The sequence below is a fragment of the Coleofasciculus sp. B1-GNL1-01 genome (assembly GCF_040220235.1).
Taxonomy (GTDB): Bacteria; Cyanobacteriota; Cyanobacteriia; order Cyanobacteriales; family Coleofasciculaceae; genus Coleofasciculus.
In genome coordinates, this window is record NZ_JAVJTO010000131.1 from 1 (window position 1) to 22,303 (window position 22,303).

The following is a 22,303-nucleotide window of genomic DNA, read 5'->3' on the forward strand; positions in this document are numbered from 1 at the left end:
CACAGCGGCAACGTGACCGTGAGGGCGAGAACGGACTATGTTAAACGCTTCTTCGATGTCTTCAATGGCTTTGCCTCCTTTGAGAAGGATTTTTAAGCCGTCTACGGCTTCATCCGGCAATTTAGATAGGTTAGCTAGGGTACGTTTCCGCACTTTCTTGCCTTCGCGGTAAGAGGAGCGAAGTAATACGGCTGGAGGAGAATTTCTGGCAAGGAACACGCTCTATGTACATGACTACAATTGTCTCACAGATTCTCTCCTAAGACTATTAAGAAAATCTTAAATATACATGGGTACGATTTGAGGGGGCTAAATTGCTAAAATGCTTATGCAGTAGGAGTTCAGTCCCCTGTAGTACATCTGGACGGGGGGAACTTCAGATTAAAGTTGCGGTTTCCGGTATCTGAAAAAGCAGGTGGCATAATGACAACATCCCCAGCCGCAGTACGTTCGATACGCAAGTCTCGATTGGCTTGGCAAAAGCTGTAGAACTCCTCGCGAGTCATCGGCGCGATCGCGGGTAGCGAAATCTTTAAGGGAGTGGTTTCAGTTTGGATGAGTAGAGTTGTGGTCATAGCAATATTCTCTTCCGCCAAGACGTTCAGTTGGCATAATTGGTCGAGATGTCCTGTATCAAATGCAATTACAGTTCATACTTCTTCCGCATCTCTTCCAGACTAATACCCTTTCCTTGCCTCAAACTGCTTCTAGCCTTATCTATTCGCTTAAGGAACTGTGGATTCTGTAAAAGCAACTCTTCCCACCAATCTTCCGAGTCTTCTAAACCAATTAAAATACCAATTGCCACTCCCTCACGAGTAATAACAATATAATCCTTTTCAGCTACCTGTAAGTAACCCGGTAAATCCTGGCTTACTTGTTCAATTGATACCTGCTTCATAATTCTGGTCTCCCGTACTCAGCTAACCACTTGATTGCTTCAGTTTTCTCTTTAACAGCAAGAATTTCTACTGTCCCAGTATCTACAGTGTAAATCACATCGTAGAAGACTCGCAGATCATCAACCCGTAACCGATACTGAGGCTGGGCGATCGCCTTGAGACGCTTAATCCGACTCTTACTCAGCTTTTCGGGTTCATATCTCAGGTGTATCTCAATTGCATCTAAAACTTTGGCGCGATCGCTAGCGCTAAGTGTTCCCATATCCTCCTGTGCTTCAGGAGAAAAAATGATCTCCTATTTCACTCTAACTTGACTCAAGAAATTGCTGATTGATATTTGATATTTGAGTAAGATACCATATCTGTAAAATTAACAAATAGGACGTTGACCTAAGGGAACCGCATGAACATATTCGCTACCGGAGGCGGGCCATCCCCGGCGGTAAGAGGCTTCTTCCGGCTTTCCCCAACCAAGCTGAAGGATGATTTCCAGAATCTGGGAATTCCCATAATGTAAAAGGTTAACCCATTCCGTTCGCGATGCGATCGCCTCCACATCGTCAGGCTGAATTTGGCGATAGTCTTTGCCGAGACGGATACTCAGGTACAAGTCCATACCCTGAGTCACCTGTTGCCAAAACTCCAAGATTGACGGTTTAGCGGCTTTGATTATTTCTACGTCACGAGTTAACGCCACTAACTGATCATGCACCGTCGGATAACGCAAGGTTATTCCGTTGAGGGTTAACTGTCGCCACACAATACCTGAAACCTGATGTTGTCGCTGGTAGTGGTGAACTGCTGCTTTAAAATCCCGATAAGCACTAAATTTTTGAATCCCTTCAGATTGAAGAAATCGGTCAATCACCGGATTACCCGATGCAGAAGCGGCTAGATTCAGACGCTGACCATTCATACAGGCGCGACGTTCCTCTGCCAAAATTTGGATCAGTTCCTCGGTGCTGTAGACCCGTGACATCAGATGTGCGATCGTAGTTGATTGGGGCAGCAGGGGCGCGTGTAGAGACGTGCCATGGCGCGTCTGGGAGCTGGGGAAATTGGAGCTATTTTAATATTACTATTTTGGCTGTTCTTCCCCAAACTCCCTGGTATCGTCAATCTTGGCTTAATTCCGTATTAATCTCGTTAACCGATCGCCGTTTTAAATCTAGTGATTCAGAACGGGGAAGTAAGTCAAAAACCTCCCGAAAGACATCATCGACTTTTTCATAGCTGACTTGTCCCGTTTCATTCAACCGAACCTCACCCTCTTGGTCAATGAGAACGGTTTGGGGGACTAATCCTTCATAATAATAGCCCGGTTTCATTGGGTCATCACTCGGTTTGTCGTACAGAGTATCCGCGCTAATGGGGATAAAACTCGCCGCCCGTCCATAAGGCGCTTGTAGCTGGGACACCACGGTGGAAAACTGCTTACAGTCTTTACTGTCATCGATATAGAACACCAGCAAGGCTGGTTTATGTGCTTTTATGGAGTCTGCCAGAGTGACACGCGGCGGGACTAGGGAACCATTCCCTGCATAGAGGGCAAAGATATTGCCGTCAAAGTGATCATCATTGAGTTCGGCTAGGGCTGATGGTGTTGATACCAGCAAACAGCCGAGGACAGCAATCAGAGTGACCAGACATTGGGCAATGAGACGTTTATAAGAATCGCGATTGGTTAGATGTTGACTGAGAACAGGCAATGAGTCAAAGGTCATATTACAGTTACAACGTTAGTTTAGATGAAATCCCCTGTTTCTGATTATCCCTGATTGGCTGAGGAGTTCAAGCGATCGCCCAAACTGAACCGTTGGATTATCATACCAGCGCAATAAAGTCAATAAAAGCCAGGAAACAGGAAACAGGTAAAGTTACGCACACATAACGAAAACCTAGCGAAAACGCGATCGCAATCATCGGTTGTTGAGACTGGAGTTAACAACCACACTTCAGGGTACTACCGATGCAACCTCAACAATCCAATCCCTCTCAACCGACTGCTCAAGAACAGGAAATGCTGGAGTTGATCAACCGGATGAGGCTCAACCCAGTCGGCGAACTTGATTTATTAATTAATTCAGCCGATGCTGATGTTAACTTCGCGTTGGACTACTTTAATGTTGATCTGGATGTATTGCAAACTCAATGGGCGAATCTCCAACCCGTTCAACCCTTAGCCTGGTCAGATCAACTCCAAGAGGCGGCGCAAAACCATAATCAGTTGATGATCCAAGCAGATACCCAGTCCCATCAGTTACCTGGGGAATTGAATTTGAGTCAGCGGATTGCTAATACTGGCTATAACTGGTCTACTGTGGGTGAGAATGTCTATACGTATGCTGATTCCGTTTTTCACGGACATGCGGGCTTTGCTATTGATTGGGGTTTCACTTCAACTGGGATACAAGCGTCCCACGGTCACCGCAATAATATTATGAACTTGAATTTTCGGGAAGTGGGTCTTTCGATTATTCCCGAAAATGACCCAACCACCCAGGTTGGATCACTGGTCATCACCCAGAACTTTGGCAATCGCTTCAATTTTGGCAATTCCTGGTTAATGGGAGTTGTTTTTGACGACCAGATTACAGATGATCAATTTTATAGCGTCGGTGAAGGACTGGGCGGAATTAATGTCACAGCCGTTAACACTACAACTAACGAACGTTTCACAACGACGACTTGGAACGCAGGTGGTTATCAAATACAGTTGCCCACTGGAACCTACCAAGTGACCTTTGCTGGCGACTGGGATGATGATGGACAGACAGATACTGAAACTCGTCAGGTGACGATTGGGTCAGAAAATGCCAAACTTGACCTGGATACAGATGAATTAATTCCGACACCTGAACCAACGACAGAAACAGACTCAAAGACTGATACTCAAACTCCGAGTGACTCAAATACAGAAACAGACTCAACCCCTAATACTCAAACTTCGAGTGACTCAAATACAGAAACAGACTCAACCCCTAATACTCAAACTTCGACATCAGAATTGACATCTGAACCCGAATCTGAGCCAACGACTACAGATAATCAGTCCCCGCTTAAATGTAGTGCATCAGATGACCATCTACAAGGTAGTGCGGATAAAGATATCATCGCTGGCTGTTTAGGCAATGATATTATTTACGGCAAAGAGGGTAATGATATCCTGCGCGGTGACTTTAACCACCGTTCCTCTGGTGGTATGGTTGGCGGTGATGACATCATTTATGGTGGTAAAGGGAATGATCGGATTGGCGGTAAGGGTGGAAATGATTTCCTCTATGGCGGCGATGATCATGACCAAATTTGGGGTGATGACGGCGATGACCTACTTTGGGGCGGTTTAGGGGATGACACTCTCACGGGAGACGATTTCTCTGGGGGACAGGGTAGTGATACGTTTGTGCTTGCCCTTGGCGAAGGAACTGATACAATAATAGATTTTCATCTGGGTGAAGATTTTTTTGGGTTAGCCAATGGACTGACCTTTGAAGAGCTGACCATCACTCAGGGAAGCGGTGGGAATAAGGGTCATGCTCTGATCAATTCTGGTGATGAAACATTAGCCCGTCTCAAAGGTGTAGACGCGAATGACCTAATCGCCATTGCCTCTGGCAGTGCCGCGATCGCAAATCCAGTTTTTGTTGACGTATAGCTGAGTTCCGCTATGGCGTCTTTCGATTACTTCTTTCGCAATCGGATTTTTTGTTCGTGATAACTTACAACGGACTCAGTAGGTCGGTGGAAAAAAACCGAACGATGTTAAGTTCTGTAAATGTTCCTCAACCCCTTACATAAACGTAGCTTGCTTCTCAAGGGAGCGAGTATGACAAATGACAAATGACAAATGACAAATGACAAATGACAAATGACAAATGACAAATGACAAATGACAAATGACAAATGACAAATGACAAATGACAAATGACAAATGACAAATGACAAATGACTTTTAACTTTTGACGTTTGACTTGTGACTTAATTTAATGACTAACCCTGATAATGCTTCAGTCGTGCATAAAATTCGCTCCTTAGCCCGAATGCGCTCAGAACAATCGATTCCAGTTTTCCTGCAAGGACTCAACCAGGACGATAATAGCGTACAGGCTTGGGCAGCGTGGGGACTGGCTCAAATTGGTAGTGATGTAGTAGTGACTCATTTACTTGCAGCCTTGGGAGATTCATCCCCGCAGGTGCGAAAGTGGGCAACATGGGCATTAGGGGAAATCGGTAGTGAACAGGCAGTTACGGGACTCTTGGACGCCCTAAACCATGAGGATGCTCAAGTCCGTTGGCGGGCGGCGACGGCGTTGGGACGTATCGCCAATCCCGTGGCAATTGACCCACTCCTACAGGTTTTGCGAGAAGATGAGGATCACTATGTTCGCGGTAGAGCGACATGGGCGTTAGGACAACTCAGAAGTGATGCTGCACTCGAAGAATTAAAACGGGCGCTCTATGACCCAGACTTTTATATTCACACCAAAGCTGTCTATGCCTTAGGAAATCTGGCGAGCGAAGACGCGGTTTCTATTCTCCTGGAAGGGCTTTATCATCCTGTCTTAGAAGTTCGGGCGGCGTCTGTGTCCGTATTAGGTGAAATTGGCACTGAAACTGCCATTGCGGGAATTTTACAGTCACTTAGCGATGGAGATGTCTTTGTCCGCACACGAGTGGTGGAAGCCTTGGGAAATATTGGCACACCAACAGTGATAGCGGGTATTCGACAAGCGCTTAATGATGAAGATGCTTATGTTCGAGATAGAGCAGCGGCGGTGATTGAAAAACTCAAGGGGGCGATGAATCGCGACGTGCAGGATACCTCAGCAATGGCGGCGAGTTCTATTCAAATTCCGGGTTTACCTAAACTCTGGATTGGTTCATTTAGTGAAGCCAGTGAATATCTCTGGTCGAAAACACCAGGGTCATCGATTCGCTACCTGATTTCCATTGGTTCTCCGGGGGTTGCTCCGCCTCCGGGTTATACTCGCATTCCTCACCATTTGCGATTAGAGTTTGATGATATTGATATGCCCCATGATGATCCCGAATATGTCTTGCCCACAGTAGAGCATATCCTGCAAATTATCGAATTTACTAATTTGATTTCGTCGAACCAGGGGGATTTACTCATCCATTGTCAATCTGGAGTGAGTCGTTCGGCGGCGGTGGCGTTGATTGTTTGTACTGAGTTATTAGGCGTGGGTAGAGAGGACGATGCCCTTGCCAATGTTTTAGCGGTTAGACCTCAAGCCCTGCCAAATCTGTGGATTGTTCAGTTAGCCGATGATATTTTAAATTGCGGGGGTCGATTGGTTCAAGTGGTGCAACAGCATCATGAGTCGGTGAAATAGTGTTGACTCTTCGCTACCATCGAGGACATGGCGTCTGTGTAGGGGCGGGTTTCACTATTATCGTTGCTTCCCTACCAGATGCGACTAAACCCGCCCTGACCAAGGTTGGAGTGAAAGGTTTATAGTGGGCGATGCAGACGTTTATGGCGCTAAAGCGCAACTACAAACTTACTCATATAGGTAGAATATTATGCTGACGAGCTATAGATGGCTGAGTAAATAACCTAGTATAAGCTCAGGGAACCGAGAAGCTGCCCCGTCTGGGAGGAGTGTGGATGTGAGTCAATCAGTGCTAGATCAAGTGCGTCTGAGTTTATCGGTAGGCGCGGCTAAAAGCGTTACCTCGTTGGTGCGAGGATTCCGTTTAGGGGCAGCAAGTGTATTGCCAGGGTCAATTGCCCGCAGAATTCAACCCCATGCTTTGCCGTTGCTTTTGGCACAGGTACGGCGTGGGGTGATTCTGATTGTGGGGACGAATGGGAAAACTACGACGGCTCTATTGTTGCGGACTCTGTTAGAGCGTCAGGGGTGGCGAGTGGCGCATAATGCCACGGGTGCGAATTTGATTAATGGGTTGGTGACGGCGTTGATGGAGCATACCAATATGGTGGGTTTGCTGGATGCCGATTACGCCATTTTAGAAGTGGATGAAAATATATTACCGTTGCTGTTGCAGGATTGTCAGCCTCAGGTGATTTTGGGTTTAAATCTGTTTCGAGATCAACTGGATCGCTATGGGGAAGTAGATACAATTAGTCAGCGCTGGCTGAAGGCGATCGCACCGCTTCCTGCTCAAACTCGGGTGATTTTGAATGCTGATGATCCGACACTGTGTTATCTAGGTCAGCAGTTATCGCAAACGGTGCGATTTTTCGGTTTAAATGAACCCGATCGCTATTTGGAAGAAATTCCCCATGCTGTCGATTCGATTTACTGTCCCAGTTGCGGCTATCCCCTGGATTACAAGGGGGTTTACCTGTCTCATTTAGGGGACTATCACTGTGCGAGTTGTGGCTTTAGTAAGAGTTCTTTAGCGGTAAATAGTCAGGAGTGGCCCCAAATCCTAATTGGCATTTATAACAAATATAATACCCTGGCGGCTGGATTAGTGGCAGAGGAATTGGGGATTGAACGGGCGGACATTTACGACACGGTTAAAACCTTTAAAGCCGCATTTGGGCGCGCCGAGGAATTGGTGGTGCAGGGGAAGAAGGTGCGGATTCTGTTATCGAAAAATCCGGTAGGGATGAATGAAACGATTCGGGCAGTTCATGATATCCAAAAACAGGGGGGAGCCTCGACGAAGTTAGTCGTATTGAATGACCGTACCCCAGATGGAACCGATGTGTCTTGGATTTGGGACGTGGACACGGAGAAGCTGGTGGCGTTAGGGGGAACGATTGTGGTCAGTGGCGATCGCGTTTATGATATGGCATTGCGCCTGAAGTATTCTCAATCTGAGGCAGAACATCCTTGTGAGTTAATTATTAAAGAGGATTTAGAGGAGGCGATTAAAACAGCATTAGAGCATACCCCAGCCGATGAAACCCTACATATTTTACCCACCTATTCCGCAATGTTAGAAGTGCGGGGATTACTGACAGGACGGCAGATTTTGTGAGTTGTCATTGGTCATTAACCCATCTGACAAAAACAGTAATTTTAACTTTTTTCGGGTAGCCAGTTCATCTCTAATAATTGGTCGAGAGTATAAGGACAGTTTTCAGGAAAATCTACCTCATATCCAGTCTTTTGTTTCACGTAGTTTAAGGCTTTTTCATAAATATTGACTTGATTTTCTTGGAGATGATTTCGTAAGTTTTGGGTTAAATCTTCATTGATTTGGGTTCTAAAGCTCATAATTTCGGCTTGCCAGTGATTGGCATTATATTCATGTTCTGACGTCCAATATTGCAAAAGTAGCAAATGTCGAATAATTTGTTCTAGAAACCTTTCAACTGTTTTTTTCTCGCGCCGACTCAAGTCTTCCAACTCTTCAATTAAATGGTCTTTGTCCAACTTATTGAATCGGTTTTCTTTTAACAAACTAATGGTTCGCGCTAACCATTGGTCATATTCAACCTCATAAAGTGATGCTAAGTTCATGTTCACCTTCATTTTTACCTCTGCTTATTCAGCATGGGGAACCTGTCAGGGACAGCACACAATGTCCAAGTTATAGCAAATCCGGGTTAGCTACCCCCGTGATAATCCAGTCCGCGCAGGCGGACTTTGCTTGTGTAGCAGCGATTTCAATCGCCTCCTTAAAAGGGTGTAATAAAGGCGGATTTGGTATTAACCACGATAATTTTTAGTATTTTAGATAATAAGCCTAAACAACCATCTGTAGCAGTCATCCATGAATTGCTCCTACTGGACTGACACTAAAATTGGGGATTAGGTTGTAGGTTGGGTTGACGACAGGAAACCCAACAGGATATAGGGCTAAGGTTCCCTACTACAAGCCGAATCTAATCTATCAAATAAGGTGTGCCACGCCACTACTGGATTGACAGCTAAAATTGTGGATTGGATGTAACCATTGAATCGGGCGCACGCTATGCGCCCCTACAGTTTCTGATCCCAGGGTACGGTGCAAGTATAACTAAAACTTTTAACGAGCGTGAGTTTGATTTGATATTTGTTGATTAACAGAGCTTAACGGGCAAAAAAAATGTGAGAATTATTTGCAATAAGCAACGAAATTGCGTGGATTCAGCGATTTGTCTATACTAATAATAGGTGTTTTTTATGTGCGTTTTTAGGGAAAGTCGCCTCATCGTAAGCTGAACCCCTTTCTTTTGCGTCAAAAAGCGGTACTCCTCCGACTCAAGCCTGTTGGGGTTCGATGCATGTATTTTTGTAAAAATCAAAATCTTTTTTTGACAAAAAGTATAAAAAGTGGTATTTTTAGAGGCTGATTTTATGATTTGCCAGGGGGGTTGGGTTGAACTGTTATCGGTGAGGAGGGCGGGTTTTGTTGTTCATTTATCGGTGAATAGGTGAATTTAGTCCCTAAACCCGCCCCTACAGTCCCTAAACCCGTCTCTACGATTGTGGCTAAACCCGTCTAACCCGTCTCTACAGGACTTCTTTCCGTTTTCCCTCTAGTCAGCCTGTAAAACTTAGATAGAGAGTAAGCAAAAACGATGAATCCCGAACACCTAGAACTAACGATTGGCTGGCTATACCCGACCCTAATGAGTACCTACGGCGATCGCGGTAATGTGATCTGCCTCCAACAACGCGCTCAATGGCGGGGGATTCGGGTGAATGTCCTACCCCTCGACCAGCAAACCTCGGCTGACCAATTCCACCAGGTCGATGTGTTTATGGGGGGTGGCGCCCAAGACCGACAACAGGAAATTGTCATGCGAGACTTGCGCGGGGCAAAAGCGGATACCTTACGCCAGAAACTGGAAACCGGAACCCCTGGTGTGTTTACCTGCGGTTCCCCGCAACTGTTGGGTCACTATTACGAACCCGCCTTAGGTCAACGGATTGAAGGATTAGGGTTATTGGATTTTGTCAGTAAGCATCCGGGACCCAATGCCCGTCGCTGTATTGGCAATGTCGTCTTCGAGTTAACCGCCTCTCCCCTCGCCCAAGACTTAGAACAGATGCTGGGACGTAAGCCGATTGTGATTGGTTTTGAAAATCATGGTGGGCGTACCTATTTGGGGAATGTCTCCCCCCTGGGTAAGGTGGTGAAAGGCTACGGGAATAACGGCGAGGATGGGATGGAAGGGGCATTTTATCGAAACGCGATCGCGACCTACTCCCATGGTCCACTTTTGCCCAAAAATCCCTTTATCGCTGATTGGCTGATCCAAACCGGATTAAAACAAAAGTACCAAACCCCTATCACTTTGATGCCCCTAGATGATACGTTAGCAAAGCAAGCACGGGCAGCGATGTTAAAACGCCTCTCGCTGACCAACCTGGCTCAAGAACCCGTAAACTGTTGAGATAGGCATCATGCCAATCAACGGCTTGAGTTAGGCTAGAGCCAGCTAAGGCTGGGCTGTCAGTCAAGGGAATGCCATCGTTATCGTAATTCAATTCGCTTACGCTTAAGAGATAATTGCAAGCAGGGATATGACCGGAAAAGTAATTGATAGCAGTACTACAGGGATTCTGATTCTCCTACTCCCGATCGCGTTTGTATTCGTCCTGTTGTTTAAAACGTGGCCCTATCTGCTTGCGCTTTTGGTTGTGATTATTCTGCTGAAAATTTGGCAGCAGTATCGGTGGCTGCAATGGAGTAAGCAAGTTAATCCTTTTTTCAATCAACTGATCAAAGACAATCAGGGGTGCTTGACTCCGCTTGATTTGTCGATGAAAGCGAATATCTCTGGAACCGCCGCCCAACGATATTTGGATAGAAAGGCAGAAGAATTTGGGGCGAAGCGTCGAGACTACGAGGATAAAGGTATCGTCTATTACTTTCTCACGGCTAATGCCCTGGGAAGTATCTTTGACAGTAGTGAACCGCTACCGGAACAAGAGTCTGAATCCTTGACCAATCAAGCCCCAAAGCTGGTTCAATGGCTGATGGAAGATGAAGAGGATGAGACGGAGGAGGAGATAGAGGATAAGTCCAGTGCTTGGGAGTCTGAGACTGAGGAAGCGGACATTCAGGAAAAACTCGAATCCCCGCCGGAGAAGCCATCACCTCAATCTGAGCAATCTGAGGAAAAAGAGGGTCAGGCTTTGATTCAGGCAGAATTAGCCAAACGACTCGATGTTCATTCGAGTACGATCGGCAAGCGCAAATCTGACCCGGATTTTGCCCAATGGAGTCAAAGTAAAGATCCAGACGGAGTTGCTTGGGAATATTCACCGGAGACGAAGGAGTTTTTGCCTGTGGAGGAGTCTTAGTCATTCGTCATTCGTCATTTGTCCTTTGCTAGGAAATAGTATCCTCCTACTCTTACTGAAGAATAGGCGATCGCGAACTGACGGTGTACAATATATCGATTTGGGCTTCATACCATACCATCATTGCCATGAAGATTGTTACACGTCTGATTGTGTCTACCCTAGCGCTGTTTTCAGTGACAACAGTTCAGATTACCGCAACGGCTCGACCCCTAAACGAATCCGAGCAAGAAGTCGAAGCTCAAATTCGGGCAGTCATTGAAGCCCAAGACAAGGAGGGTTATCAATTGGTCTTTCCGCGAACGGTAGCCAGACTCTCTAGAGGGGCGCAAGCACCAAAGACGGTATTTTTATCGCCCAGTCGAGAGTACAGTTTTGTTGCTGTTTGCAATAAGAGTTGTGAGGATGTTGATATCATCGTCGAAGATATGCAAGGGAATGTCGTCGCCTCTGATATGACGGATTATGCTGTCGCGGTTGTCCCTTTTGTTCCTCCAGCAGAGGATAGATATGAGATTAATGTCAAAATGAGTAAATGTTCTTCAAGGAACAGAACTTGTGATTTTGGTTTAGGTGTCTTTGTTAAGGCAGAGGACTAAGTAGGTGGAGACAATTAAAGTTATAGCGCTTCGCGCTGGTCTAGTTACACTTTGTTTGTACGAACATCCCATCTGGACTCAGCTTCAGAGAAGGGAGTTGTAAATACACCAGAGCGACTTGCTATAACGGTGGGAAGTTGACATTTGTCATTCGCTCACTTCGCAATGGGATTACCAAAACCAGTTTTCGATTTCAAGAGTTGTAAAGCTTTGATAATCGCTAATGTTGCGTGTTACAAGAATAAGGTTATTGACCTGGGCAATTGCAGCAATCTGTCCGTCAATGTAGGATGGAGGTTGTCCTAAGGCTGCTAATCTGGCTCGCTCTGAAGCAAACCACTCAGCGGCTTTTTTGTCATAAGCCAGAATCCGTAAGTGAGGTTGAATCGTCTCGAAGAGATAGGTTTCAAGCTGTTGTTTACGACGTGATGGGGGAAGACGATGAAATCCGTAAAGTAGCTCATGCCATGTAACAGAAGCGATGGCACTTTCTTCACTGTTTTCTTGTAGTTTGGCGACAACAGAAGGGGATGGTTTTAACTTAAAGGGTTCAGAAATGATGTTTGTATCGAGGAGGAAGCGCAATATTACCACCTCGCTTTTTCTGGAGCTGGGGTACGATCTCGAACATCTGCAAAGAAGTCTCTTTCTTCAATATCACTTCCTTCAGCTTCAACTTGAGCGCGGAATTTGGTCAGTGCTTGGGCAAAGGATGATTTTGTATTTTGTGTAGCCTGGATGGGGGGTTGGAGACGACTGAGGAGGAAATCAACGAATAACAATACCTCTGGTAGCCTACTTTTAGGAAGAAGCTTTAAGCGTTCTAGGATTTGCTCTTGGGTAGTGTTCATGGACTAATCAGCTTGCTGAGTATTTCTGTATTTTGACATTCTCCCCACCTTACTTCGTTGAAGGTGGGGATTCCCCTCATCGCTGACGGGAGTTCCTGGCTCTACGAGCAACCTTACTTTTTGGGGTTTCCCCCTCCAAGCAGTGGGTCATCTCATCCCCAGGCGTAACTTTCCGAGTGCCCCTCGGTAGTTGTGCTATACCTTGCAGCGCCTTCATCAAAATGTTGATGGCAGCATTAACATCCCGGTCATCTAAATAACCGCAATGCGGACATTTATGAGTGCGAGTGGACAAGGCTTTCTTCACTTCCTCTCCACAATTGGAACAGTCCTGGGACGTGAAATGAGGTGCAACAGCAATTACTGGCACATCAAATACTTTCCCGAAATACTCCAACCACTGCCTAAACAAGGTCCAACTAGCGTCAGATATTGACTTGGCTAAATGATGGTTTTTGACCATGTTTCGCACTTTTAGGTCTTCAATGGCTACCAAGTCTGCCGACTGGACAAGCGCCCTTGCAGTCTTTACCGCAAAGTCTTTACGCCGCCTTGACACCTTGAGATGCGTTCTACCCAACTTCTGGATGGCTTTGATGCGATTTTTGGAACCCTCTGCTCTACGGGAAACACGTTTTTGTGCCTTTTTTAAGGCTTTCTCCGCCTTCCTCAAAAACCTAGGGTTTTCAATCTTGTTGCCATCAGAGTCAGTGTAAAAGTGGTTTAAACCGACATCTATCCCTACCATCCTATTAGTGGGTTCATGGTGTTCTTTTCGCTCCTGGTTGATGGAAAACTGAACGTAATACCCATCAGCTCGACGCACAACACGTACTCGTTTAATTTGCTCTTTTTGGTAAAAGTGTAAGTCACGAGTCCCCCACATTTTAAAGGTTCCAGCCTTGAAGCCATCCCTAAATGTGATGGTCAATCGGTCATCCGATAGCACCCACCCATCAACCTTATACTCGACTGAGCCATGGGTTTGATGTTTTTTGAATTTTGGGAAACCTTTCTTGCCTGGAACCTTTTTCTTGCAGTTATCAAAGAATCTAGCAATGGCGCTCCATGCTCTTTCGGCACTAGCTTGGCAAGCTTGAGCTGAAAGCTTCTTGCACCATTCAAACTGCTCCCTGAGTACCCGGCAATATTTATTGAGGTCATATTTGTTGACCCTGAGCGAAGTCGAAGGGTTGACCCGATGGCTGTCCATCCAGTAACGAAGACAAGAATTACGCACAAAACGAGCGGTACAAATCATCTCATCCAAGATAGCGTACTGCTCGTCTGTTCCTCGTAATTTCGCCTCAAATACTAGCATGGCTGACTTAAATCTATGCCATACATTTTAGTATAGACCTTTGAATAATGCAAAAAGCAGGTATTCAATATGCCTGCTTTTTGTCCGGAGGGAGTGAAGGCATCCCCGCCCTACTTCACTTTGTTCCTTCGTTTCGTTGAGGGCGGGGTTCTATTGCTCCCCCAGCCCCCCACGCTTCGATAGTATGACCAATGACCTAGGCTCGCAATTTGTAACACACGGCGTTATCAAATTGTACGGGTTCAAAGGCATTATCTAAGTTGACTGTTGTCTCCCCACCGCCGAGAAATAAATAGCCATCGGGTTGTAATACCCGCCGTAACCGAGCTAATATTTCTTGCTTCATCTCGATATCGAAATAGATCAAGACATTTCGCAGGAAAATAATATCCACCTGGGATAAGGGTAAAACCGTTTCGGTTAAATTAATTGGGCGAAACTCTACCATCTGGCGAATGTCGGGTTTAATTGTCCATCCTTGACTCTTGGGTTCAAAGTATTTCTGTCGCAAATTTAACGGTAAGCCACGATTGATTTCATGGGGATGATAATATCCAGAACGGGCGCGATTGAGCATTACTTCTGAGATATCGCTGGCGATTAATTGCACTCTCCAAGTGGTAAGTTCAGGAAAATGCTCGCGCAGCAACATAGCAATACTATAGGGTTCTTGTCCACTGGAACAAGCCGCGCACCAAATGGTTAGATGGCGTTCGGTTTGTCGTTGTTGAATGAGTTCGGGTATTATCGCATTTTTTAACGCCTGAAATGGGTTATTGTCTCGAAAGAAAAAAGTTTCAGTGGTCATCATTGCTTCGACAACGGATTGACAAAGCGGATGAAATGGCTTTTGTTGCAGTTGCGCCACTAAACTCTTGACCGAATTTGCCCCAACCTGTTTGGCTAAACCAATTAGACGAGACTCTACCAAATACTGTTTATCCTCTGAGAGAACAACACCTGTGCGATCGCGCACCAATTTGCGAATATAATTAAAGTCGGAATTTGTCATTGGTCATTGGTCATTGGTCATTGGTCATTGGTCATTGGTCATTTGTTAGGGAATGGGCAATTCAAAATTGGGTTAGGGCGGGTTTAGTTACATCGGGGTGTGGAAAAAAAGGATAACGGTCAAACCCGCCCCTACAAACTCGGTTCTTTGTCTGGTATTTCGGTAAAGTTGGATACACGGGTTAAATGAGTCGCGATCGCGGCGTAAGCTTTGCCAATTTTGCTGGCTTTGTTTGTATAGTGAGAAATGGGTAATCCTTCTTGCTGCGATCGATAAACTAAAACCGAATAAGGAACCACAAACACAGGATCTGAACGTTCCTGGAGACTTGACTCAATTTCATCAGACGGATTTAACGGGCTGGATTTCCGGGATTGACGGGTTTGGCTTACTGTTTTATTTAAAACAATTGTCCAGTCTTTAATCCTATGCCCTTTATTCTCTACTAAATCACAGCAATAGGCTTTTAAATCTTCCAGAGATTCCCAAGAAAAAATCCCCGGATCAATCGGTACTACAATGTGATGAGTTGCCCTCAAACTATTAAAAAGAAACAATCCAGCATCCGAAGGAACATCAATTAAAATATAGTCATAAAACCGCTGAATCGGCTCTAAAATTCGCTGCAATATCCCCGTTTTATCTTTCGTATCTTGCAACAGCATCGGTGCAACCCCTAGATTTAAGACAGAAGGGGCGATATGAATATTCTCAATATCCGTTTCTACAATAACCTTAGTAATTGGAACACCACTATACCCCTGACATTGACTTAAAAAAGCATCATACATCGAATATTGTAAACATCTACCATCAATCCCCAATCCTGATGTCGCATTCCCTTGAGGATCAAAATCCACCACTAAAACTTGATTTCCCCGTTTAGCCAAACACCCCGCCACATTCACACAAGTCGTGGTTTTCCCCGTTCCCCCTTTAACATTAGCAAACGCCACAGACTTTCCTTCTTTCTTACCCATCAATCCACCTCAAAAGCATACACATAATCACAACACCCCAACCTCTAACCCCCTCTGCGCCCCTCTGCGCCAACCTCTGCGCCCCTCTGCGTTAAAAAATCTTAATCCATCACCGTAAAATCAACCACTTTATCCACATCCAGAAACAGCAATAATCGATTTGGCAACTTATAAGAACCCTGAATTAACTCTCGCACTCCCCCCCTATACGTATCTGGAGGACGTTCAAAATCGTCATTAGTTACATCCAAAACATCGCCAATTTCATCCACCAACAAACTCACTGTTTCATCAGGAGTTCGGACAATTACATTGATAGGGAACAGATCATAATCCCGTGGCTTCAACTCCAATCGCCGTCGTAAATCAATCGCCGTCACAATTTGTCCCCGTAAATTAATTAAACCCGCCACAACCGGAGGCGCAAGGGGAACTCGCGTCATCTCTTGATGACGTAATATTTCTTGAACCTTTTCTACTTCAATACCTAAGAAAAGATTATCGAGAAAAAAAGTACAGACTTGAGTCGTATTTTTCATTCGTCATTCTTTAGTCATTTTTTATACTCACTATCATCGAGAAGCAAGCTAATTTATTCGTTATTTGTGCTTATTAATTAACTCTGTGACTTCAAACTTCAACTAACATCGGCTGGGTTAGGGATAAAGACTGTTCCACTAGGGAATTCACATCAATGATTTCCGTGACTTTACCCTGAATCACCGCTGAACAGAGAATTGCCTTTTGTGGAGATACCCCTTTAATATTAATACCTTGTTCAACAATATCCAGAACCTGATCCACCACCAACCCCACTTGTTTGTCTCCCTGCAAAGAAACAACAATTACGGATTGTTTATCCTCACTAATTTCCGATTGGCGATCGCGCACCTGAAACCCGGAATCACCGTTGCTCAAAACAGCCGATAAATGAATCAGCGGCATGATATGCTGGCGATATTGAATCACCTCTTGATCGCCCAAATATTCGATGCGATCGCGGGGAAATTCTTCTAGGCGCGATACCTTAGACAAAGGAATTGCCAAACGTCGCTGATTGGCGGCGTGGAAGACTAAAAGCTGCTGGGGAATAGCGGCAGAATTCACCGATTGACTGTCCTCATTCACTAAGGCTTTTTCCTTTTCCGGAGAGGTAATCAGCGTTTTTTGTGCCAAACCCTGGACATCTAAAATCAATACCACTTTCCCATCCCCCATAATTGTCGCCCCCGCAAAACAAGCTAGGGATTTTAGCGGTTTTCCTAAGGGTTTAACTACGATTTCTTGGGTATCGTTAATCACATCCACAACTAATCCAAAGGGTTTCTCGGTGGCTTGAACCACAACAATGTTAATCGTTTCATCCTCTTGTTCAGGAATTAAACTTTGCTTTTTAGCATTCGAGGTTTTCCCTATACCGCTAGACTCCTGCACTCCGGTATTATTTTCCAGTTGCAACACCTGATTTAAGTAAACCAAGGGTAATAAATTCCCCCGTAACCGATAGACGGGTGTTCCATGAAACCATTCGATCCGCTGTTCAGCTTGTTCGCGATCTAACCGTACCAGTTCTAACAGATTCACTTGGGGAATGGCATAGCGACCGCCGCCACTGGTAATAATTAATGTCGGGATAATCGCCAAAGTCAGCGGGATTTTAAGTTTAAAAATTGTCCCTTGACCCAACCGACTTTCGACATCAATTGTGCCACTAATTTTCTCAATATTTGCCCTAACGACATCCATTCCTACACCCCGTCCGGAAATATTAGTTACAGTTTCGGCGGTGGAAAAACTGGGTAAAAAGATGAGGTGAAGCGCTTCCTGTTCGGTCATGTGCAGGGCTTGTGTTGGCGTAATTATTCCCTGTTGTAGCGCTTTTTGTTTCAGGTTTTCGAGATCAATTCCTTTGCCATCATCAGACACTTCAATATTAACGTGTCCGCTTTCGTGATAGGCGCGGAGTAACAAGCGCCCTACTTGAGATTTTCCGGCGGCTTTCCTCATGTCTGGGGTGTCTAAACCATGATCCAGACAATTGCGGACAAGATGGGTTAGGGGATTCGCGATCGCTTCGATTAAGGTTTTGTCTAATTCTGTCTCTTCTCCCTCCATTTCCAATTGCACTTGCTTGTTTAAACTCACCGCCAGATCGCGCACGACACGGGGGAATTTACTCCAAATTGTGCGAATCGGTTGCATCCGGGTTTTCATTACCCCTTCTTGCAATTCGGAGGTGACTAAATTTAATCGTCCCGATGCTGATTTAAACGCATCATCATGTTCAGCGATCACCGCTTGTTGATTGGCAAATTCTAAAATTTGATTGCGACATAGTACCAATTCTCCCACCAGATTCATTAACTTATCCAGGAGATTTACATCGACACGGATGGCGCTATTGGTGATTGGTGAGGGGGAATGGGAATGTGATGTCTGGGGATTAGGCGCAGCATTCAGGTTAGGATCTTGGTATAAAATTGATGGATCTGGGTGCGAATGTCCCCCTACAGATTCGGCTTGGGTTTCGGATTCCTCATCTTTGATCCTCTCCTCATTCTCAACAGGTAATGCATTTAACTGATTGAATAAAGCCGTGCGATCGCGTGAACTTTCTTCGCCAGTGGTTTCGAGACTCTCAAAGTGATCGCGGATGGCGTCGATCACTTCTAATAACGCATTGGTAATATCTGGTGTTACTGGAATTTTCGCTTCCCGTAAACGACTGAGTAAATTTTCTCCCCCATGGGTAATTCCCTGTAATTTCTCTAAACCGAGAAAACCACTGTTTCCTTTAATCGTGTGCAGATGGCGGTAAATCCGGTTGATCACCTCTGCATCTGAGGTGCTTTGTTCCAAGGCGACTAAATCCCCTTCGAGTTGATTCAGGTGTTCGTAGCCTTCCACTAAGAATTCCTTGAGATCCTCATCGATTTCCATTCAACTCTCTCAAGATTACGGCTGTATGATTGCGAAACTAACTTTGCCTATTATATTCTAATTACAAAATTTAGCAAACCTTAACATCTGTACTAATATGACACCTGTATTAAACTCTCGCCAGAAAAAATAACCCGTTTCCAGGAATCCAACTGCCTCTTTTTTATCGGATAAGAGAAAAATAACCATCGGACACCGAGTACAATGCGATCGATCGGCATCAATCATCAACCCTGAACCATGAACCATCACTCATCAACCATCAACCCTGAACTAGAAACCATTACCCAACACTTTAGTATCCTTGACCGGATTCCTATCGGATTGTGTATTATCCGACAAGATTTTGTCGTCTTATTTTGGAACCATATCTTAGAAAACTGGACAAAACTGCCCAAATCAGAAATCGTCGGTACATCCTTAGCCACACATTTTCCGCAAGTGAATCAACCGCGATATAAAACTCGCTTAAAGCAAGTCTTCAAGAGTCGCTTACCTGCGGTATTTTCGTCACAACTGCACGGATCTCTAATTAGTCAAGATCAACCCAACAATAAGAAAAGAATTCAAGAAACCAGTGTTACGCCAATTCCTCCACTCATCGGCGATGGGGTTTATGCTTTAATCGCGATTCAAGATGTCACCGAACTCACGCAGCGGATTCAAAATTATCAGGATGAACTACAACGACGTAAGCAAGTCGAAGCCAAATTAAAACAAGCCAAAGTCGAAGCCGAATCTGCCAACCAAGCTAAAAGTGAATTTGTGGCAACAATGAGCCATGAAATTCGCACACCGATGAATGGCATTATCGGTATGACCGAATTGTTATTAGATAGTCGGTTATCTCCGAATCAGCGAAATTTTGTGAATACGATTCGCACCAGTGGGGATGCGTTACTTGCCATTATTAATGATATTCTGGACTTTTCTAAGATTGAAGCCAACCGACTGGAGTTAGAAGCCGAAGTCTTTAACTTAAGAACTTGTATTGAAGACACCTTAGATTTAGTCGCACCAAAAGCGGCGGAAAAAAATATTGATATTGCTTATAAACTTGACTCAACAACCCCGACGACAATTCTAGGAGATGTCACGCGACTGCGGCAAATCTTGCTAAATTTACTCAGTAATGCGATTAAGTTTACGGAAAAAGGAGAAGTCGTTGTCTCTGTCCGTGCCAAGAAATGCCCAGAGATCAATGAGGAAGATCCTAGAGACGTGACCGTGGAAGGTCTGACCGTAAAATGTCTAGACGTTTCCGATCAATACGAAATTAAATTTACGGTGAGAGATACAGGAATTGGGATTCCTTCAGATCGGATCAATCGACTGTTTAAACCCTTTAGCCAGGTCGATAGTTCCACCACCCGGAAATATGGGGGGACGGGGTTAGGGTTGGTGATTAGTAAACGTCTGAGTGAAATGATGGGCGGTACGATGTGGGTGGAAAGTGAAGTCGGCAAAGGGTCTAAATTTTCCTTTACCATCCAAACACTATCAATCCCCTCATCAGTCCCTCAACCGTTGGATTTTATCCAACCTGAGTTAACCGGTTTACGGGTATTAATCGTGGATGATAATGCGACGCATCGCCAAATTCTCACCCTACAAACAAAGTCTTGGGGAATGGTGGTTCGTTGTGCCAAGTCAGGATTTCAAGCCCTCAAACTATTGCATCGTGAACCTCAGTTTGACCTGGCAATCCTAGATTACCGTATGCCGGAACTGGATGGTGTGGCGCTAGCGAAACGAATTCAGGCGTTACCCCAAGGCAAAACTCTACCGTTATTAATTCTGAGTTCGGGTGGAAAACCCAGTCGTCATGAATACCAAGGGCGAGTGGAATTTGCGGCTTTTATTGATAAGCCAATTAAGCAAAATCAACTGCATCAGGTTTTGCTACAAATTGCGGGTAAAAAACAAACGCTGATACCGTCCAAGGTATCGCCACCGCAATTCAACACCGAACTGGGTAAAACCCTACCGTTAAAGATTTTGGTGATAGATGATGTCGAGGTTAATCATCAAGTCGCCTGTGAAATGTTGCAACGGTTAGGATATAGCGCCGATAGTGCTAATAGTGGACAAGAGGCGCTGATGGCGGTGAGTCGTTGTGATTACGATGTGATCTTTATGGATATGCAAATGCCCGGGATGGATGGGTTAGAAACAACGCGGCGAATTCGTCAGCAATTCTCTGCGGAAATCCGGGAGATAGGGACATTCACTCAAAACTCGTCAACTCACCCTTGGATTATTGCGATGACGGCGAATGCGATGAAAGGCGATCGCGAAACCTGTATTGAGGCGGGTATGAATGATTATATTAGTAAGCCTGTACGAGTGAAAGCGCTGGTGCAAGCGTTGCAGTATTACGCCCAGCAGAGGGGATGTAGAAAAGATAGTGAGACAACCGATCATTTGACTCAACCTACCTTTGTTGAAGAAAAGGGAGATTATCTTTCTAGTGAAACACCCGATCCTCAAACTAACCCATCAACGATGAATAGACAGGCTATTGCAGAATTAAAGCAACTCATAACTCGTGCGAGTACGCTGATTGCTGAACTTGAAGCCGAGTATCAGCAGGAACCGGATCAAACACCAAGTCATGAAAATGGGCAAAACAGCCAATCACAAAGCGCGATCGCATCCACAGTAGCAGAGGTTTCACCCCTTGATCCAGAAACCTTTGAGGAGTTAAAAGATTTAATGGGAGAGGATGCACAGGACTTTTGGCTAGAAATTGTGCATAAATTCCGTCAAGCTGCACCCCTGCACCTGCAAGGGATTCGAGAGGCGATTACCCAACAAGACACCGCCGCGATTCAAGCCACCGCCCATAAGTTACGGGGTGCTTGTATGACGGTTGGGGCAATGCCATTATCTCAATTATGCAGTGAACTGGAACAGATAGGACAGGCGGGAACGACTGAAGGAACCGAGGTAATACTGTCTCGCATCGAGGCTGAATATCAACGGGTCAAGACAGCTTTGCCTTAAAATTATACCGACATTTTTCCCCTCATCCCCTAACCCCTTCTCCCACCGTGGGGAGAAGGGGAACCGGATTCTCTTACTCCCCTCTCCCGTGCAACAGAAGCGAAACATCCTCTGGCTTCCCCGTGCCAAAAAAGCGAAGCATCCGCTGGCTTCCCCCTTTTTAAGGCAGGGCTAATTCATTGTGCTGAGAGAATATTAGGACGACCAGTATTTAGAGTAATCTAAATCTTGCTGCGATAGTTTTATCGATTATTTTGATTGCTTTGAAGGTCTATCTCCTGGAAGCGTTAACCCCATTGCCTGAGTTTCGTGACGAAAGAGGACGGCTTTATCCTTTGTGGTTACTTCTTTTGCTGGTGTTTATGGGAACTCTGAGTGATTGTTTATGTTATCGTGCCCTGGAAGATTTTTGTCGGTGGCATCATGTGTCATTGGTGACTACTCTGCAATTACCTCA

20 protein-coding genes and 3 pseudogenes are annotated in these 22,303 nt (G+C 45.2%); 8 read left to right on the forward strand and 15 right to left on the reverse strand.

Going from position 1 to position 22,303, the window contains the following annotated elements; genetic code table 11:
* The 6 genes and pseudogenes from RID53_RS30580 to RID53_RS30605 all read right to left on the reverse strand — a co-directional run.
* Positions 1 to 232 (reverse strand): annotated as a pseudogene (locus RID53_RS30580) (IS1634 family transposase); the annotation flags it as partial.
* Positions 233 to 377: 145 nt separating this feature from the next.
* Positions 378 to 575: pseudogene (locus tag RID53_RS30585) on the reverse strand (Uma2 family endonuclease); the annotation flags it as partial.
* A 68-nt stretch (positions 576 to 643) separates the two neighbouring features.
* Positions 644 to 901 carry a prevent-host-death protein gene (locus RID53_RS30590; protein WP_446391681.1) on the reverse strand — a complete coding sequence of 86 codons (258 nt, stop codon included), beginning with the start codon at positions 899 to 901 and terminating at the stop codon, positions 644 to 646.
* Complete coding sequence (locus tag RID53_RS30595) at positions 898 to 1,194, reverse strand: type II toxin-antitoxin system RelE family toxin (protein ID WP_446391699.1); 297 nt, start codon at positions 1,192 to 1,194, stop codon at positions 898 to 900. The genes RID53_RS30590 and RID53_RS30595 overlap by 4 nt, the downstream gene beginning before the upstream one ends.
* Positions 1,195 to 1,272: 78 nt before the next feature.
* Positions 1,273 to 1,881, reverse strand: coding sequence for a hypothetical protein (locus tag RID53_RS30600; protein WP_446391682.1), 609 nt, complete (start codon positions 1,879 to 1,881; stop codon positions 1,273 to 1,275).
* A gap of 136 nt (positions 1,882 to 2,017) precedes the next feature.
* Entirely contained in the window at positions 2,018 to 2,626 is a 609-nt protein-coding gene (locus tag RID53_RS30605; RefSeq protein ID WP_446391683.1) for a thylakoid membrane photosystem I accumulation factor, read from the reverse strand.
* Positions 2,627 to 2,871: 245 nt separating this feature from the next.
* Here RID53_RS30605 and RID53_RS30610 point away from each other — a divergent pair, with 245 nt between their 5' ends.
* From RID53_RS30610 to RID53_RS30620, 3 genes are all read left to right on the forward strand, one after another.
* A complete protein-coding gene (locus RID53_RS30610; protein WP_446391684.1) occupies positions 2,872 to 4,557 on the forward strand; it encodes a CAP domain-containing protein in 1,686 nt (561 codons plus the stop codon).
* 331 nt (positions 4,558 to 4,888) lie between these two features.
* Positions 4,889 to 6,256, forward strand: a complete 1,368-nt coding sequence (locus RID53_RS30615) for a HEAT repeat domain-containing protein (RefSeq protein WP_446391685.1) — start codon at positions 4,889 to 4,891, stop codon at positions 6,254 to 6,256.
* Positions 6,257 to 6,533: 277 nt separating this feature from the next.
* Positions 6,534 to 7,877 carry a MurT ligase domain-containing protein gene (locus RID53_RS30620; RefSeq protein WP_446391686.1) on the forward strand — a complete coding sequence of 448 codons (1,344 nt, stop codon included), beginning with the start codon at positions 6,534 to 6,536 and terminating at the stop codon, positions 7,875 to 7,877.
* A gap of 41 nt (positions 7,878 to 7,918) precedes the next feature.
* Here RID53_RS30620 and RID53_RS30625 read toward each other — a convergent pair whose 3' ends face one another.
* Entirely contained in the window at positions 7,919 to 8,374 is a 456-nt protein-coding gene (locus tag RID53_RS30625) for a DUF29 domain-containing protein (RefSeq protein WP_446391687.1), read from the reverse strand.
* 1,031 nt (positions 8,375 to 9,405) lie between these two features.
* Here RID53_RS30625 and RID53_RS30630 point away from each other — a divergent pair.
* The 3 genes from RID53_RS30630 to RID53_RS30640 all read left to right on the forward strand — a co-directional run bounded on the left by RID53_RS30630 (position 9,406) and on the right by RID53_RS30640 (position 11,736).
* Positions 9,406 to 10,224 carry a type 1 glutamine amidotransferase gene (locus tag RID53_RS30630; RefSeq protein WP_446391688.1) on the forward strand — a complete coding sequence of 273 codons (819 nt, stop codon included), beginning with the start codon at positions 9,406 to 9,408 and terminating at the stop codon, positions 10,222 to 10,224.
* A gap of 130 nt (positions 10,225 to 10,354) precedes the next feature.
* Positions 10,355 to 11,137: a hypothetical protein gene (locus tag RID53_RS30635; protein ID WP_446391689.1), complete on the forward strand. Its 783-nt coding sequence runs from the start codon at positions 10,355 to 10,357 to the stop codon at positions 11,135 to 11,137.
* A 128-nt stretch (positions 11,138 to 11,265) separates the two neighbouring features.
* Positions 11,266 to 11,736 (forward strand): hypothetical protein, encoded by a 471-nt coding sequence (locus RID53_RS30640; protein ID WP_446391690.1) that lies wholly within the window; start codon positions 11,266 to 11,268, stop codon positions 11,734 to 11,736.
* A 171-nt stretch (positions 11,737 to 11,907) separates the two neighbouring features.
* Here RID53_RS30640 and RID53_RS30645 read toward each other — a convergent pair whose 3' ends face one another.
* From RID53_RS30645 to RID53_RS30680, 8 genes are all read right to left on the reverse strand, one after another.
* Positions 11,908 to 12,321 (reverse strand): PIN domain-containing protein, encoded by a 414-nt coding sequence (locus tag RID53_RS30645; RefSeq protein WP_446391700.1) that lies wholly within the window; start codon positions 12,319 to 12,321, stop codon positions 11,908 to 11,910.
* Positions 12,322 to 12,323: 2 nt separating this feature from the next.
* Positions 12,324 to 12,587, reverse strand: coding sequence for a hypothetical protein (locus RID53_RS30650; protein ID WP_446391691.1), 264 nt, complete (start codon positions 12,585 to 12,587; stop codon positions 12,324 to 12,326).
* Positions 12,588 to 12,663: 76 nt separating this feature from the next.
* Positions 12,664 to 13,908 (reverse strand): RNA-guided endonuclease InsQ/TnpB family protein, encoded by a 1,245-nt coding sequence (locus tag RID53_RS30655; protein WP_446391692.1) that lies wholly within the window; start codon positions 13,906 to 13,908, stop codon positions 12,664 to 12,666.
* Positions 13,909 to 14,104: 196 nt separating this feature from the next.
* Entirely contained in the window at positions 14,105 to 14,920 is an 816-nt protein-coding gene (locus RID53_RS30660) for a CheR family methyltransferase (RefSeq protein WP_446391693.1), read from the reverse strand.
* Between the two features lie 131 nt (positions 14,921 to 15,051).
* Complete coding sequence (locus tag RID53_RS30665; protein WP_446391694.1) at positions 15,052 to 15,900, reverse strand: ParA family protein; 849 nt, start codon at positions 15,898 to 15,900, stop codon at positions 15,052 to 15,054.
* A gap of 101 nt (positions 15,901 to 16,001) precedes the next feature.
* On the reverse strand, positions 16,002 to 16,439 hold the full coding sequence (locus RID53_RS30670) for a chemotaxis protein CheW (RefSeq protein ID WP_446391695.1): 438 nt from the start codon (positions 16,437 to 16,439) through the stop codon (positions 16,002 to 16,004).
* A 91-nt stretch (positions 16,440 to 16,530) separates the two neighbouring features.
* On the reverse strand, positions 16,531 to 18,840 hold the full coding sequence (locus RID53_RS30675) for a chemotaxis protein CheW (protein WP_446391696.1): 2,310 nt from the start codon (positions 18,838 to 18,840) through the stop codon (positions 16,531 to 16,533).
* 57 nt (positions 18,841 to 18,897) lie between these two features.
* Positions 18,898 to 19,089: a hypothetical protein gene (locus RID53_RS30680; RefSeq protein ID WP_446391697.1), complete on the reverse strand. Its 192-nt coding sequence runs from the start codon at positions 19,087 to 19,089 to the stop codon at positions 18,898 to 18,900.
* On the opposite strand from RID53_RS30680, the gene RID53_RS30685 reads away from it, so the two are divergent.
* Both RID53_RS30685 and RID53_RS30690 read left to right on the forward strand, forming a co-directional pair.
* Positions 19,081 to 21,846, forward strand: coding sequence for a response regulator (locus tag RID53_RS30685; RefSeq protein WP_446391698.1), 2,766 nt, complete (start codon positions 19,081 to 19,083; stop codon positions 21,844 to 21,846). The two genes, RID53_RS30680 and RID53_RS30685, sit on opposite strands and share 9 nt — an antisense overlap.
* 254 nt (positions 21,847 to 22,100) lie before the next feature.
* Positions 22,101 to 22,303 (forward strand): annotated as a pseudogene (locus tag RID53_RS30690) (hypothetical protein); the annotation flags it as partial.

Coding starts and splice junctions, on each gene's coding strand:
- RID53_RS30680 (WP_446391697.1), bottom strand. CDS start 19,089: ATGGTTCATGGTTCAGGGTTGATGATTGATGCCGATCGATCGCATTGT.
- RID53_RS30625 (WP_446391687.1), bottom strand. CDS start 8,374: ATGAAGGTGAACATGAACTTAGCATCACTTTATGAGGTTGAATATGAC.
- RID53_RS30630 (WP_446391688.1), top strand. CDS start 9,406: ATGAATCCCGAACACCTAGAACTAACGATTGGCTGGCTATACCCGACC.
- RID53_RS30685 (WP_446391698.1), top strand. CDS start 19,081: ATGAACCATCACTCATCAACCATCAACCCTGAACTAGAAACCATTACC.
- RID53_RS30675 (WP_446391696.1), bottom strand. CDS start 18,840: ATGGAAATCGATGAGGATCTCAAGGAATTCTTAGTGGAAGGCTACGAA.
- RID53_RS30650 (WP_446391691.1), bottom strand. CDS start 12,587: ATGAACACTACCCAAGAGCAAATCCTAGAACGCTTAAAGCTTCTTCCT.
- RID53_RS30615 (WP_446391685.1), top strand. CDS start 4,889: ATGACTAACCCTGATAATGCTTCAGTCGTGCATAAAATTCGCTCCTTA.
- RID53_RS30600 (WP_446391682.1), bottom strand. CDS start 1,881: ATGTCACGGGTCTACAGCACCGAGGAACTGATCCAAATTTTGGCAGAG.
- RID53_RS30590 (WP_446391681.1), bottom strand. CDS start 901: ATGAAGCAGGTATCAATTGAACAAGTAAGCCAGGATTTACCGGGTTAC.
- RID53_RS30635 (WP_446391689.1), top strand. CDS start 10,355: ATGACCGGAAAAGTAATTGATAGCAGTACTACAGGGATTCTGATTCTC.
- RID53_RS30610 (WP_446391684.1), top strand. CDS start 2,872: ATGCAACCTCAACAATCCAATCCCTCTCAACCGACTGCTCAAGAACAG.
- RID53_RS30660 (WP_446391693.1), bottom strand. CDS start 14,920: ATGACAAATTCCGACTTTAATTATATTCGCAAATTGGTGCGCGATCGC.
- RID53_RS30605 (WP_446391683.1), bottom strand. CDS start 2,626: ATGACCTTTGACTCATTGCCTGTTCTCAGTCAACATCTAACCAATCGC.
- RID53_RS30665 (WP_446391694.1), bottom strand. CDS start 15,900: ATGGGTAAGAAAGAAGGAAAGTCTGTGGCGTTTGCTAATGTTAAAGGG.
- RID53_RS30640 (WP_446391690.1), top strand. CDS start 11,266: ATGAAGATTGTTACACGTCTGATTGTGTCTACCCTAGCGCTGTTTTCA.
- RID53_RS30670 (WP_446391695.1), bottom strand. CDS start 16,439: ATGAAAAATACGACTCAAGTCTGTACTTTTTTTCTCGATAATCTTTTC.
- RID53_RS30655 (WP_446391692.1), bottom strand. CDS start 13,908: ATGCTAGTATTTGAGGCGAAATTACGAGGAACAGACGAGCAGTACGCT.